This window comes from Anaerovorax odorimutans DSM 5092, from assembly GCF_000426305.1.
GTDB classification, from domain to species: Bacteria; Bacillota; Clostridia; order Peptostreptococcales; family Anaerovoracaceae; genus Anaerovorax; species Anaerovorax odorimutans.
This window is the reverse complement of the sequence record NZ_AUFC01000020.1, coordinates 1-15,862: the sequence shown is the minus strand read 5'-3', so window position 1 is coordinate 15,862 and position 15,862 is coordinate 1. Positions and strand designations below refer to the sequence as shown.

Genomic DNA, 15,862 nt, shown 5'->3' with positions numbered 1-15,862 from the left:
AAAAAATCTATTTATTTATATTTTTAATTTAAATTCATATTTTAAACAATATTTCAAATGCCATAATTTAATTGTTTATCCTCTTTTTAACTATATTTATCAAAAGTCAAGTTATTTTGATAAAAAAATACAAAGCTTTTTTAATTATATCAATTATATATAAAAAGTAAAGTCTTAGAATTATTTCTTTATTTTTTTTAGATTTTATGTTTATTTTAAAATCTTGATGGTATATACATATTATATTGATTTTATAATTAAAAAATTTTTTAAATAAAGGGAGGAATTATATTATGAAATGGACTTGTTCAGTTTGCGGATATACATATGAAGGAGCAGAACCACCAGCTCAATGTCCACAATGTAAAGCATCTTCAGACAAATTTATTAAAGCACAAGAAGGAAAAAAAGAATGGGCTGATCAACACGTAGTTGGCGTAGCTAAAGGTGTAGATGCTGAAATTTTACAAGGTCTTAGAGATAACTTTAACGGTGAATGTACAGAAGTAGGAATGTACCTTGCAATGGCAAGAGTAGCTTTCAGAGAAGGTTACCCTGAAATTGGTATGTACTATGAAAAGGCTGCATATGAAGAAGCAGAACATGCTGCAAAATTTGCTGAATTACTTGGTGAAGTAATAACAGATTCTACAAAGAAAAATCTTGAAATGAGAGTAGATGCAGAAAACGGCGCTTGTGCAGGTAAAAAAGCTCTTGCTACAATTGCAAAACAAAAAAATCTTGACGCTATACATGACACTGTTCATGAAATGGCTAAAGATGAAGCGAGACACGGTCAAGCTTTTGAAGGTCTATTAAATAGATATTTCGGATAATTTTATATATCATCATCAGAAAGATTGATACTAATCTTCCTGATGATTTTTATTAGAGGGGTGAATTAATTATGGCATATGCATGGACATCCGATTTAGAAACCGGAAATACTAAAATTGATGGTCAACACAAACAGTTAATAGCAGCAATAAATAACTTACTGGACGCCTGCGCAAAAGGAAAAGGCAGAGATGAATTAAAATATGTAACAGAATTTTTATACGATTATACATCAAAACACTTTGCAGATGAAGAAAAGCTTCAATTACAAAGCAAATACCCTGATTATGAAAATCATAAAAAGTATCATGAAACTTTTAAAAGTGTAGTAAAAGATTTAATGAATCAATTAAATGCGGAAGGTCCTACAATTGTATTAGTAGGCAAAGTAAACAGCAGTATTGCCGGCTGGCTTCTTAACCATATTAAAAAGGAAGATGTGAAAGTAGCTGCCCATATACGTTCAACAAAATAAGGTTAATCAAAAGGGAATGTATTTACTAATTTTATAGTTCATACACTCCTTTTATTATTTTTTATTTACATATAATTTTTACATTAGGTGAATTAGTAACGTTTACGAGTGTAGAATAAGATAATTTAAATTCTAAAATATCTCCCACCTTATAATTTTCTTTACAATCCTCAACATCTAAAATTAAATGGTCACTGCTTGCACCGATAATACTAATATTTGCATCAGTAGGTTTTAATTGATCTGTAAATACAAAGTCAACTATTCCTAATGCAGCAAGTGCTCGTTTTCTTATTCCACGATCTTCATATTCATCTACTTCTCTAAAAGCATTATAATCCTTTTCCCCTATAGGGTATGTAGGTTTTCCTTTTAGTTCAATTATTTCAGCTTTTAATATAAAAGTATCTTGATTCAGAAAGCTTATATCATATCCATACAATTCTTCTAATTCTTTTGCGATTACAATAACTTCACCAATCCTAAGATTATTAATTCTCTTTGGCATAATGCCTTTAAGAACCAAAGGAAAAGCCCTAGTTCCTCCTCCCGAAATAACATCTAATTTTCTTCCTATTTCTTTTTCAATTTTTTCTGCATACTCAATAAGCTCATTCATTTTTTCAGGGGTTGAGGCAATTGACCCATAACAACCCAGATTAGTTCCTATTCCTAAAAGTTTTAATCCTTTTAATTCTTTCTCTATATAAACTGCTGTTTTTATAAGTTCTTCTTTATCCCAAAAACCCTCTCTTAAATCGCCAAGTTCAACCATAAGAATAACTTTATGAATTTTATTTTGTTTTTCTGCCTCTTCATTAAGCTTTTTTATTACACTAATCTCACTGTTTAAACTTACATCAGCAATTCTGACTACATCTGCTGCCTCACTGAGCATAGGAATACGAATTAACATAAGAGGTTTTGTAACACCTAAATTTGCCGCTGTTTGAAGCTGTTCTAATCTTGAAGTTGCAATATAATCACAATCGGATGCTTCATACTGCATTATACCTTTTGGAATACCATTAAAGCCTTTGATTACTCCTGCAACTCCTATACCTTGATCTTTGCAGCGTGAAACAATTTGATCTATATTACATTTTAACTTTTTTAAATCCAGCTCTACTCTTGGATATTGATAATCTAATTTATTCATATTTTATTTCTCCATATTATTAAAAATCAATTTATAATTTTTTATTAGACTCTGCATATCTTTTAATTTTTTGACCTGTTGTTTTTTCAAATTCTTCTTTTCTTATACTAATCTTTTTTATCCTTTTAAATAGAGGCAGATTTATATTTATTGCATCAATTTCTCTCCAAATTAATTTTTCCACATCTGGATCACTGTAATTGTCTCCTAATTTATCCCTGACTTCATCATATGAAACTCTAATACTTGCAAAGATTTGTGTTTCTTTAGTTTCATCACTATCTTTACCCCATACCAAACATTCTTCTATATAAGGAATTTTATTTAAATAGTGTTCAAGTTCTTCAGGAAAAACGTTTTTTCCATTTTTTGTAATGATAACATTTTTGCTTCTGCCCGTGATATATACATAATTATCCTTATCCAAATATCCAAGATCACCTGTATAAAACCATCCATCCTTTAAAACTTCTGCTGTTGCTTCAGGATTATTATAATATCCCAGCATAACATTTCCCCCTTTAGCACAGATTTCTCCTATTCCTGTTTCAGGATCAGCTTTATCAATTTTAATTTTAAATCCGGGCGGAATATATCCTGCTGAATCATTTTTAGGATATTTATCGGGATTTAATGCACAAATAGGTGCACATTCTGTAAGTCCGTATCCTTGTACAGCATTAATTCCAAAATCTCTTATTCCCTGTAATATTTCAGGATCAATAGCTGCACCTCCACATATAATGACTTTCATTCTTCCACCAAATACCGCAGCTATCTGCCTAAATAAAACCGAGCTTAAATCTATACCAATTTTTTTCATTTTTTTATTTATGGAAAGCATTTTCTTTAACGTATCCTCTTTACCTGATTTTCTAACATTCTGCCATATTTTTTTATAAAGATTTTCTACGATCAGAGGTACTCCCAAAAATATTGTTGGTTTTGCTTCAGCTAAATTTTTAGTAATATATTTTAAACCTTCGCAATAAGCAATTGAGGCACCCCTATAAAGAGGCATTAAAAAACCGCATGTACATTCATAAGTATGATGAATAGGCAGTATGGAAAAGAACACATCCTTTTGACGAACTTCAAGCAAAGTTGGTGATGCCATTAGATCCTCAACAATATTACCATGAGACAACATAACTCCCTTTGCGATACCTGTTGTACCAGATGTGAATATAATTATACGCATCTCTTCTCTATGAATCTGTGCATCAAGAAATTTTCTGTTTCCCCTCTCTATTAATTCTTTACCTCCGTCAATTACATCTTTTAATGCCAGTGAATAATCATTACTCTCCTCTAAGTCCATATTAATTAACAGCTTTAAAGAGGTTTTTCCACTCTCTTTCATTTCTTTAAAAATTTTATCGTATTTTTTAGAATATATGACACATTCAACATCAGCCTCATTAATTAATTGAGCAAGTTCATTTATAGGTAACTCTTTATCAAGAGGTACTGCTACGCCTGTACCACAAACTATTGCTAAATAAGTAATTGCCCAGTCATAACGATTTTCCCCTATAATTGAGATTTTTTTATCCTTAAGCCCTAATGAAATAAAAGCCGTACCAAGTGCATCAACATCAATTTTACTTTCTTTAAAAGTAATGGATCTATATGGTCCCCCTTCTTTATCTTTTACATGGAAAGCTGTATTATTACCATATAACTCTACACTTGTTTCAAACATATGCTTAATATCTGTAATAGGACGAATATCTTTATACATAATATTTCTGTCTTTGCTGTTTTTTACCTTGTTTACAACTTCTTTAGCATATTCCATTTCCTTTTCTTTTAATAATGCATATTCTTCTTGGCTAATGTCCATGCTTACTGTCCTCCCCGTTATGCTTTGCAGTATGTCTTTTTATTTTTTGTGTTGTAGTCTTTTCAAATTCTGTTTCCCTTATTTCAAAACGCTTTACCCTTTTATATATAGGCATGCTGTCATTTACATCATCAATAATTTTTTTAAAAAGCTTTCTCAATTCAGCATCTGATAATTTACCTTGTTCTTCTTCTATTAGAATATAGTTGGGCACAATATCTGCACAAATAACCGTATCTCCGTTATCATCATCTTTCCCCCAAACTAGAACCTCTTTAATATAATCACTTTTATTTAAATAAAATTCTACTTCTTCAGGGAATACATTCTTACCATTTTTAGTTATGATAACATTTTTCTTTCTGCCAGAGATATAAAGAAAACCATCTTTATCAAAATATCCATAATCTCCAGTATGAAGCCATCCATCTATTAAAACTTTTTCAGTCTCCTCTTTATCGTTATAATATCCAAGCATTACAGAATCGCCTTTGCAAATTATTTCTCCCACTCCGTTTTCATCTTTATCGATAATCTTTATCTCTGTTCCTGGCATGGGTAGTCCCACAGAGGCAGGTTTATAGTATCTGTCTTTGTTAACTGCTATAATAGGAGAATTTTCTGTCATCCCATACCCTTGAATCATTGTAAAACCCATGGCATTGAAATCTTCAACAACTGCAGGGTCTATTGCAGCAGCCCCCGATATAAACAGCTGCATACTTCCACCCATAGCATTATGTACATCTTTAAATAATTTTTTCATTGCCTTTATATTAAATTTCTTTAATTTTTTTGAAAGCTGAACGGCCGCTTTCATTTTGTCTGCTTTACCCCCTGCTTCTGCTTTTTTCCACACTTTTTTATGCATATTCTCAAAAATAAGAGGAACACCAAGCATAACAGTAGCCTTTGCTTCAGCCATATTTTTTACAATATATCTCAGTCCTTCACAAATAGCTACGCAACAACCTTGATACATTGATGTAAAGACATGACAAGTAAGCTCATAAGTATGATGCATAGGCAAAACAGAAAGCCCTGTAAAATTATTTGATACATCCACATACTTTGACATATGATATACATTAGCAACTATATTTTTATGAGAAAGCATTACACCTTTTGCAAGACCTGTAGTTCCGGAAGTAAAAATGATAGAACACATTTCCTCAGGATTTATCTGTGCATCAATAAAAAATCGTTTTTCTTTAGAAACCAAATTTTTTCCTTGTTCAACTAGCTTCTTCAGCGAAAGATTCATACCCTCATGTTCCAAACTATCCATTCCAATCATATATTCGATAGACGCTACTCCTTCTACGGCTTCTTTTACAGTTCTTTCTACTTTACTTGAATATACAATGGCACTAACCTCTGCACGCATGATTAAATTACGTATTTCTGATTTAGGAAGTTCCCTGTCTAACGGAACAATAATTCCAACCCCATTTACCACTGACAAGTAGGATACTACCCATTCATATCTATTTTCACCAATTACGGCTATTTTTTTACCGGTAAGCCCTATATCCATTAAAGCAGTGCCAAGACTATCAATATCCTTTTTAAAGTCTTTGAATTTAATTGGCCTATATCCCCCTCCCGGAGTATCTTTTACAAGAAAAGCATTTTTTTCTGCATACAACTCGGCACTTGTATTAATCATATTTTTTAAATCTGTTATTGGTCTATGTATATATATTTCATCTTTATATTTAGCGCTATTCATATAACGGGCTCCCCCTTTATTTTTATGCTCAAAACTTTGCTGTTATTTTGCATATCATTATATCTGTTTAATCTTTAACCTAATTCAATGACTCTTACATTTTAGTAATATTAATCTAATATATAGAAATTTATTTATCCTAAAATACTATAAACGATATTTTCTATATATAAAATATTTTATCATTATTAACAAATATAAGCAATAAAAAGGAGCTGTGTGCTCCTTTTTATTGCTTAATTACTATATTGACATACGTGCATTGCTGCCATAAAAAAATCCCACTATGATAACAATTAAACTGATTGCAATATATGCAAAAAAGTTAGGATTTTGCAAGCCTCCAAACAATATTGTCAATGAACCTACTGTTGCAAGCAAAGGATAAACAAAACCGGCACCTACACCTCGAATTCTGCCTATTCGCCACATTTTGTAAGCTGCATAGTAAAGAACTATATATAGCAAATAATTCATTACAATGGCAATTTCTGATATATCAGAATTAGGAAGGAATCCATATTTTTGTGTTATAAAATGAATAACCCACCAAATTACTCCAATGACAAAGCAATAACATGCTGAATTAAAAGGTACATTTGTATTGTGATTTACCCTGCTTACAAATCTGGAACCCGGTATCATATTTCTAATTCCTAAAGAATACGGAACACGAATATATCCAAGTATAATTCCATTTGTAGTCCCCATAACTGATATAACTATAAATACCATAATCATTGCTGCAAATCCTGTTCCAAATAATTTGTCAGCAAGAAGAGATACACTGGCATCTTCAAGTTCCATTACTTTTTCGGGTCCTATATAACCACAAATTCCTACAAAATAAAGAATATATACGGCTAAAACAAATAATGGTGCTGCAATTAGTGCCCGTGGCATATTCCTTTTAGCATTTTTTACCTCGTGAGCTACCGCAGTGGAAATAATCCATCCATCAAAAGAGAAGGCTACTGGTCCTATGGCAGAGATCCAGGCTAAATTTTTTGTAGCTTCTATTGCTTCAGGTGTAGGATTCATAATTGCACCAACAGGATCTCCAAACATAATTCCGGAAACTGCAATACCAATAAGTGGAATTAATTTGATAAGCATAGCAATTTCTTGAAAAATTCCAGCTAATTTGGCTGAAATCATATTATATCCGAAACATATAATATACCATATGAATCCTATATAAATTTGACCTGCAAGAGATAAATCCCATCCAAACATTACTCCTGTATAAATACCTACAACCCAAGATAAAACTATAGTCAAGGTTGGATAATAAACATAAGTTTGAAACCATCCAAGTGCACAAGCAAATCGTTTACCGACAAATTCATTAGCATAAGTAATAATCCCTCCCGGCTTATCTGTAAGTGATGCAAATTGACTGAAAGTTAAACTTCCAAATACAATGCTGAACGCCGCAATACAAAACATTATAACAGCCAATCCCACATTTCCATTGGTGGCAACCAGCATATTATCTGCCTTAAAAAAGATCCCTGAACCTATGACAATACCTACAATCATAGCAATTGCAGTAAACAAGCTATAGCCTCGCTTCTGTCGTTCCATATTATTCTCCTTATGTGTCATAAATTAATATTAAAAAAGTTCCGAAGATAAATATCTTTCTCCTGAATCAGGCAGCAACACGACAATATTTTTCCCAATATTTTCTTTTCTCTTGGCAAGCTGAGTACCTGCATAAAGGGCTGCACCTCCAGAAATGCCAACAAGTAAGCCTTCGGTTTGTGCAAGTGTTCTTGCTGTTTCAAAAGCATCATTTGCCTTTACTTTAATAATCTCATCAAGAATTTTTACGTTTAATACAGTAGGCACAAAACCTGCTCCTATACCTTGAAGCTTATGCGGTCCTGCTTCTCCTCCTGAAAGAACAGGAGAATCATAAGGTTCTACCGCAACAATTTTAATAAATCTGCTGTGGCTTTTAAGGCCTTCTCCTACTCCTGTTATAGTGCCGCCTGTTCCTGCTCCTGCTACGAAAATATCAACTTGACCATCTGTATCTCTCCAAATTTCCTCTGCAGTAGTACTTATATGAATCCTTGGATTTGCAGGATTTGTAAACTGACCCGGGATAAAGGAATCAGGAAGTTCTGATGCAAGTTTTTCTGCCTCAGCAATTGCACCTTTCATACCTTTTGCTCCTGGGGTTAAAACCAGTTCAGCGCCTAAAGCCATAAGTAAATTTCTTCGTTCTAAACTCATACTATCAGGCATTGTAAGAATTATACGATACCCTTTAATTGTAGATACAAACGCAAGCCCAATTCCTGTATTTCCGCTTGTTGGTTCTATAATAACACTTCCCTGCTTTAATTCTCCTCTTTTTTCTGCATCCTCTATCATGGAAAGAGCTGCTCTATCTTTTACACTTCCAAGGGGATTAAAATACTCCAATTTTCCAATTAAGTTTACGCCCTCCAGAGAAACGGCTTTACTATATGCGGATAAATACATCATCGGTGTATTTCCAATTAATTCTGTTAAATTATTTACTATTTTCATTAGTATTCCTCCTTTAAACCACCTGCTTAACTAAATATCAAAAGATCCATGAAAGATACCCTTTTTTAGAATTTAAAAAATATTGGACTTTTTATCTATTCACTGTTGACATTTATTAGCTAGACTTTTAATTTATATAAAATATAATATTTATTATTATTTTTCTCTTATCTCTTAATAATGTATAATGCAACCTTGACAAATATTTATGTACTTTTTCTTAAATTAAACAGGCATTATATCTTCTCATATTTACAGCCTGAAAATGCTAAATCAAAATTACAAATGCTTTTATATATACAATACTTACATGCTGTATCTGTCTTTGTTTTCTTTGGCTTGATATCAATACAGCCGTCAATTAAATCACCACATAATTTATTGACAGTTTCATTTACAGCATCTTGAAATTCCATAAATTCCAATTCATTCAAAAGCTTTCCTTCAGAAGTTCCTGCAAAATTTCCTTCTTTTGTTTTCCTGACTGGAATTATATCTGAATAGCCATTAAAATTACCGGCAATACCTTCTATTACTTTAGTATTATCAAGTACTATACCATCTAACTTAAACTTTTTGCTTAACTCCATCTGTAATTTATCTTTATACTCCTTTAAAGTTAATTGAGTTGAATCTATAGATGGTTCGGCGATTTCAAAATAAAACACACCTGCCGGCTTCAAATTATCATTATTTACGGCAGCTTTCAGATATAACATAAGTTGTAGTTTATATCCTGCTTTTACTTCTTTTAAATCAAACTTTTCTCTTCCTGACTTATAGTCTATTATTTTTACATAATCTCCATCAAGAATATCTACCCTGTCAATCTTACCTTCTATACGTATTTTGCCTTTTTCAACATTTATTTCGATTGGCGGGAAATGACTGTTTTCTCCTTTTCCAAATTTACTTTCAAAAAACACTTTTTTTATATGTCCTTGCTGTACATGGTTCACCAATGCCCATGCTGACTGTCCACAAACTTCCTTAATTCTGTTTGTACGATATATTTCTTCTTTACCCTGACTTAAAACTCCTTCTAAATAAGTCTTTGATTCTTCCTCTATAATTGCATCTACATGTTTTTGACATTCTTCTTTTGAAATTTTCATCCATGGAGAATTTACATCAGTTATATCCATACCCGGTACAGTCAACTGGTTTGATATTTTCATCAAAGTCTCATGGTATACATCACCTATCTCTCTTCCTGCAATTTCAAATATTCTGCGTTCTTCCGGCTTTAATCCGTAATTAATAAAATGTGCAAAAGGACATCTCGAAAATTTCTCTAATCGTGAAGGACTTAAAATAAGATCATCTTGCATAGATTTTTCATCAAATTTATATAGTTTATTTATTAAGCTGTTTTCTATTCTTCGCTGTTCATTTGTAAAAAATAAGCCTTCTTCTAAAGTATCTACAAAGCTTTTATTTTTATTGTTATGTAAATACCAATTTGCAGCTGTTTTCCATTCATCTTTTAACTCTTCATTCTCCATAGCACCTCTAAAAGCTTTAGTCATATGAGTTAAAGTACTTTTTGGAGTAGAAATCAGTGAAATATCATTATCTTGATTAAGTATATCCTTATCCACTTCTATATTCGGGAATATGTTTCTCAGCTTTTCAAAGATAAGTGAAGGCTTCATTTCTTTTCCTTCAAGATCTGTTGCAGAATAGCCTACCCATAAATGCTTTATTGGTTTTGAAAAAGTTTTATAAATTGCAAGTCTTTCTTCCCGTGCACGCAAATCATCAAGCTTGCAAATTTCTATACCTCTGTCTAAAAGCTTTATTTTTTCATCCTCACTTAGAAGTCCTTCCATTGTCACAGATGCGGGAATAAGCCCATCATTGGCACCAATTACAATTAATGCTTTTATATTCCCTACTCTTGTTCTTTGCATGGTCCCTACTATCACTTCATCTATTATTGGTGGTAACAATCCAATTTCAACAGACTCAAACCCTGCCTTTAATAAGTCACTTAATTCTGAATTACTGAGTTTTTCATCTCCCAGAAGTTCAACCATCTGGTCAAAAATTCCCATTACTATACCCCAAATTTGAGCCGCCTCTTCTGCATACTCAAATTGAGTGTTTTTATTCAAATAATTAATCAGCTCTTCAGTTTTTTCATAAAGCTTTGCTTTATCTTTTAAAAAATTATAAATCGAAATTATCTTTTCTCTTACTGTTTTACTTTTTTTAAATTCATCATCAAACTGTTTAATATATGACACCAAAATTAATCTCAGTTCATTTAACCTTGCAAGTTCTTTTTCTCCAATATCTTTTATGCCATATTTAAAGTCTGAATTCCATCTGCTTCCCCTAATACGATATTTAATAACGTAGTTTTCAAGACTTTGACAATCCTCTTGTGAAAGTGGAGTCAATCCTGTTTTAATCAGGCGAAAGACATCTTCATATTTCCACGATTTTGAAATAATATCAATTAATGCATTAATATATTCGATAATTGGGTTGTGTAAAATGCCTCTTTTCTTATCTATAAATGCAGGAATATTATAATCTGCAAATACCCGCTTAATAACAGAAGCTCTGGCATCCATATCGTTGCAAACTACAACAATATCACGATATCGATAACCTTTTTCACGAACCAAGCTTAATATATATGCCGCTGCACTTTCAGCCTCAGCATAAAAATTCGCTGCATTGCAAAGGGTAAGTGCACAGTCACTTAACGAAGTTTGTTCCCCTGTTTTATTCTGCTCTTTATCATAATTTTTATTTGGATAGGCATAAAGTTCTTTTTCCAAATGAGCAAGTGCAAAATCTTTTTCAGTTTCCCATATACCTGCTTTTATTTCATATCTATTATCAATTTCCTCTTCATTATACTTAGTTCCAAGCCTATTGCTTATTTCTTTAAGTTTAATTGAAATACTCTTTGTTAACAAAAAAAGCTCGGAATCTCTTGATAATCTATTTGAACCTGTCATAATTATATTTACATTGTTTGCTGTTTGTATAAGCTCCTTTAATATATCTATCGTTTTAGGCGTAAAGTAATCAAAACCCGTAACCCAAATTTCTGCATTACGAATAAGTTTTGATTTTTTCAACTTAGAAATAAAGAGATTTAAATAATCCTCAGTATCTATATATTTGCCTTCGATGGCTTTTTCATATTTTGTATATATTATATGTATGTCTTTTAACTTTCTTTTTAATATAGCCGAATCTTGAGTTTTTTCTATAATCCCAGGCAGATCACTAGTTTTAGTATTATACTGCTTCATTTCAGAAATTAAATTGTTAATCATATCAATAAAAGAATGAACTTTGCCCATTCCTTTATATGCATCTAGTCTGTCATTTTCATCTGCCAATATCTTTGCAAGAATCATGTGTCTGCCATATTTATCAATATGGGTTCGAGTACTTCCTCCTATTTCTTCCAAAACCTTAAATCCTAATCTGGATTGACTGAGAATATCCAATTCCATAATTCCACTCACACCAAGATACGCAAAAGCATTACGCTCTGCCTGCAGCGTAAATTGATCAGGTACTAATAAGATAATGTTCTTTCCTGTACTTTTTATTTCTTCTAATTGTATTTTAATATTATCAAATAAAAATTTATCCTTGTCTAAGCTTTCTCTGCCGTAAAATAGATTTAACATGTGTACCTCTTTTATATGTATACTATACGCAACATCTTTCCTTAATTATACCACTAATTTACTTATAATAAAATATTTATGGCACTGAGATTGGCACTTTGAATTATTCCTATTATCTTACTATATATTACATAATAAAAAAGCAGATTCTGAGTTTCAGTAACCTACTTTAATATATATAACCGTGACACTTATTATGTTTTACCTATATTTATATTTAAATTTATTTTCTTACTATTGTTATAGTAATTGAACCTAATAAAGAAATTCCTGCCATTAAAAGGAGTCCGCTTGTCAAGCTAAAGTTATCCATCATAAAACCTAAGGTACCTCCTGCAAATGATGCTCCTATATATGACCACCCATTTACAACTCCCACTCCTGTACCTCCTAATCTGCTTCCTAAAATATCTCCCGGCAAGTTAAAAATCGGTGCTTGAACACCTTGAATACAACCACCTGCCAAAAAAAGTAAAACAGTTAAGAATATAATGCCACCTTTTAAAGCTATAATCTGTTGACCGCAAAAGAAAACAATAATTAAGGATATACAACTTACTAAAAAGCCAATTGCAACAGTTTGCCATCTGCTGCCACGAAATACTGTATCAGAAATAAATCCCATGCCTATGGAAAAAAAGGCTCCGCCCCAATGCATTGCCGAAGCAATGGCAGCTGCAACTACCAAAGATATGCCAAATCCTCCTAATTGAGTAGATTCAGTAAGAATTTTAATGATCCAATTAACCAAGCCCCATCTTACAAACTGACTGCATATAGCCACAACACAAATTAAATTCATTACAGGATTTTTTAATATTTTCGCATAATCTTTTAATGTTACTGTTTCAGTTTTTTCATCTTGTTTTTTCCATTCTACTCTGAGTCCTGCTTCTTCAGGTGTACTTTTTACCACAAAGAAAAAAACAACAGTCCAGACAGATAGCATTAATGGAGGAATAAAAAAAGCATATCTCCAGCTAAGGTATGTAATTGCAAACCCTGCAATAGGGTATACAATAATACCTCCTAAAAAAGCAAATGCATCGAAGAGCCCCATAAAAAGACCCCATCGCCTCTCTGGTATCCATTTAAATAATATACTGCATCCCGGTGACCAACCCATAGCAAGTGAAACAGCATTGATTGCCCAGAAGAATGAAAACGCAGTCATAGAATTTGATAATCCAAAGCAAAAATTTGCAATAGTTGAACCAATCGCCCCTAGAAACATAAGTAATTTGGGATTGTATCTGTCCCCTAAAAATCCTGCTGCGAATTGTCCCAAACCAAATCCAACTGTAAAAATAGTAAATAAAACTCCAAATTCACTATTAGACAAATTAAAATCATCCTGTATATATTTTGTTGCAGGTCCAAGGTTATAATTAGATGCGAAATAAAAAGTATAAAGAGTAATCATAGTAAAAAATACTTTTAGTTGCGTAGGATGAAATTTATCTGTCCTAACCAGAGTCATAGTAGGATTTTTCATATTTTTATTTCTCCTTAATTTTTAATTTCTTATTATTAGTTTATATTGTAAACTCTTTATAATGGCAATACTATAAAAAATACTTTTGAATTTTGTATACTTACTCTTATAATATAATTATTAAATATTTTTTGAGTGGAAATTCTTCTTTCATACGAATTTATTTATATAAAACGTTTTATATAACTTACTTGGAGGAAAAATATGAATGATGATCAAATAATTTTACTTTTAGAAAATTCTCCGTCAAAAGGTTTAGAAGCAGCAATAAATCAATATGGTGATTTAGTAAAGTGGATTACATTAAAAATAATCGGTAATAATCAGCAAGATTTGGAGGAATGTGTTTCTGATACATTTGTCCGTCTATGGCAGAGCATACATAGATTTGATAAAAGCAAAAATATCTCCTTAAAAAATTATTTATGTGGAATTGCAAGGCATACAGCATTGGATTACAGAAGAAAAATTGGACGCTCAGGAGATTTACTTCCATTAGAAGAAGTAGAATTAAAAATTGACACTGACATTGCTGACGAAATTTCTAATAATATAAACGCTGAAATTATTAAATCCGCAATAGACAGCTTGCCTCCACCGGATAAAGAAATATTTATTTATCGCTATTACTTCTACGAAAAAATATCAGATATTGCAGGAAGACTTTCTATTGATGCAAAAACCGTAGAAAATAAATTATACAGGGGTAGAAAAAAACTTAAAACCATTTTAGAAAAAGGGGGTATTATAATATGAAAAAGATAGATGAATTAATGGATGTATACATTTTAGAAAAAGAATTTGATTTAGGATCAGAATCTCTTTCAAATAAAGAAAAATCACAAATACTTGCAAAAACGCTGAAAAAAGCCAACTTAAATAGAGGTGTAAAAGCAAGTTTTAACAGAAATAGATTCAGATCATTACTGATTGCTTGTATCATTATATTAGCAACATTTACTTTATCCTTTGCTGCTTATCATTATATTGCAAGCGAAGATGCTTTAAATTTTTTTAAACCTGATAATGAAGAAGAATTATCTTCACTAAATTCCGTTGGAACTGTCATTAACAAGCAAGTATCTGCAAACGGATTAACTATAGATGTAAAAGAAGCCATAGGAGACAGACATTCTGTTAATATTATATTTGATGTAATCATACCTGAAGATAAGATTCAAGAGGATTTACAATATTTATTTGAAGAAACAAGAGTAAATATATCAGGTGGTACTTCCATGGGCTGGCATATAGAAGAACTCTCAGATAATAATCCTAATGATAACATTATACCTATGTTGCTATCTTTAGATTCAAGGAAAAAACTTATTGGCAGAGAAATGACTCTGAATTTTATAGATTTTTCCTGCTATAATCCTGAAGGTGAATCAATTGAAGATTGGTATACTAAATTAATTGAAGGTAATTGGAGTATTTCATTTAAATTAAACTATCGTGATAATTCTATAGTTCATAAAATAAACGAAAAAATTCACTTTTCATCTTATACTGTAACATTAAAAGAAATAACTTTATCTCCTATATCCTTAAGTCTAAAAATAAAAGGATCAGAAATCGAAAAATATGATGAAGAACCCCCTGAAGACAATTCGAATGAAAGATTAAGTGATCATATGACTATAAAATTAAAAAATGGTGAAACATTTGATAAGATTTTCAGTTCAGGAATGTCTACAAGCTTTGATACAATTATAATAAATTACAGTTTTTCAGAAGTATTAGATTTGTCTCAAATTGATACCATTGATTTCTGCGATATACAAATTGATATGAAAAATTAAAGCAAAAGGGGCTGTAAAAAAACTCCCCAAATAGAAAACCCGCTGTGGTCATAGAAACCATAGCGGGTTTTTGGTATAATTTATTTATGCAAAAAAACAAAAATACCAACTTTAATTTTACAACAAGACAGTTAAAATTACCACTGGATTTAGAAAAACTTATTGATTTGTCTGATCCAATGTATACCTTTTGTGATGTAGTGGATCATATTGACCTAACACCATACTTTGCAGAGGAAGGCTGCAGAACAGGTCGCCCAAAATGTGATGCACTAAAATTATTAAAGATAATACTGTTTGCATTTATGGA

12 protein-coding genes are annotated in these 15,862 nt (G+C 31.5%); 5 read left to right on the top strand and 7 right to left on the bottom strand.

Going from position 1 to position 15,862, the window contains the following annotated elements; genetic code table 11:
* The first annotated feature begins 290 nt into the window (after window positions 1–290).
* Both K292_RS0108495 and K292_RS0108490 read left to right on the top strand, forming a co-directional pair.
* Complete coding sequence (locus K292_RS0108495) at window positions 291–836, top strand: rubredoxin-like domain-containing protein (RefSeq protein WP_027399478.1); 546 nt, start codon at window positions 291–293, stop codon at window positions 834–836.
* Between the two features lie 71 nt (window positions 837–907).
* Window positions 908–1,312, top strand: coding sequence for a bacteriohemerythrin (locus K292_RS0108490; RefSeq protein WP_027399477.1), 405 nt, complete (start codon window positions 908–910; stop codon window positions 1,310–1,312).
* Window positions 1,313–1,373: 61 nt separating this feature from the next.
* On the opposite strand, the gene K292_RS0108485 is transcribed toward K292_RS0108490, so the two are convergent.
* The 7 genes from K292_RS0108485 to K292_RS0108455 form a co-directional block, all read right to left on the bottom strand.
* Window positions 1,374–2,471 carry an alanine/ornithine racemase family PLP-dependent enzyme gene (locus tag K292_RS0108485; RefSeq protein ID WP_027399476.1) on the bottom strand — a complete coding sequence of 366 codons (1,098 nt, stop codon included), beginning with the start codon at window positions 2,469–2,471 and terminating at the stop codon, window positions 1,374–1,376.
* A gap of 31 nt (window positions 2,472–2,502) precedes the next feature.
* Complete coding sequence (locus tag K292_RS0108480) at window positions 2,503–4,317, bottom strand: AMP-dependent synthetase/ligase (protein WP_245570845.1); 1,815 nt, start codon at window positions 4,315–4,317, stop codon at window positions 2,503–2,505.
* Window positions 4,307–6,049, bottom strand: coding sequence for an AMP-dependent synthetase/ligase (locus K292_RS0108475; RefSeq protein WP_027399474.1), 1,743 nt, complete (start codon window positions 6,047–6,049; stop codon window positions 4,307–4,309). The genes K292_RS0108480 and K292_RS0108475 overlap by 11 nt, the downstream gene beginning before the upstream one ends.
* A 243-nt stretch (window positions 6,050–6,292) precedes the next feature.
* Window positions 6,293–7,636: an APC family permease gene (locus tag K292_RS0108470; protein ID WP_027399473.1), complete on the bottom strand. Its 1,344-nt coding sequence runs from the start codon at window positions 7,634–7,636 to the stop codon at window positions 6,293–6,295.
* Window positions 7,637–7,666: 30 nt separating this feature from the next.
* A complete protein-coding gene (gene cysK / locus K292_RS0108465; protein WP_027399472.1) occupies window positions 7,667–8,593 on the bottom strand; it encodes a cysteine synthase A in 927 nt (308 codons plus the stop codon).
* A 236-nt stretch (window positions 8,594–8,829) separates the two neighbouring features.
* A complete protein-coding gene (locus K292_RS0108460; protein WP_027399471.1) occupies window positions 8,830–12,255 on the bottom strand; it encodes a PD-(D/E)XK nuclease family protein in 3,426 nt (1,141 codons plus the stop codon).
* A 223-nt stretch (window positions 12,256–12,478) separates the two neighbouring features.
* Entirely contained in the window at window positions 12,479–13,750 is a 1,272-nt protein-coding gene (locus tag K292_RS0108455; protein WP_027399470.1) for an MFS transporter, read from the bottom strand.
* Window positions 13,751–13,954: 204 nt separating this feature from the next.
* Between K292_RS0108455 and K292_RS0108450 the strand changes: the two genes are divergently transcribed.
* The 3 genes from K292_RS0108450 to K292_RS16535 form a co-directional block, all read left to right on the top strand.
* Complete coding sequence (locus K292_RS0108450; protein WP_027399469.1) at window positions 13,955–14,506, top strand: sigma-70 family RNA polymerase sigma factor; 552 nt, start codon at window positions 13,955–13,957, stop codon at window positions 14,504–14,506.
* On the top strand, window positions 14,503–15,552 hold the full coding sequence (locus K292_RS0108445) for a DUF4179 domain-containing protein (RefSeq protein ID WP_027399468.1): 1,050 nt from the start codon (window positions 14,503–14,505) through the stop codon (window positions 15,550–15,552). Before K292_RS0108450 ends, K292_RS0108445 begins: the two co-directional genes overlap by 4 nt.
* Window positions 15,553–15,638: 86 nt before the next feature.
* Window positions 15,639–15,862, top strand: a 224-nt coding sequence (locus K292_RS16535) for a hypothetical protein (RefSeq protein WP_037372889.1), incomplete at its 3' end; no start/stop codon positions are given.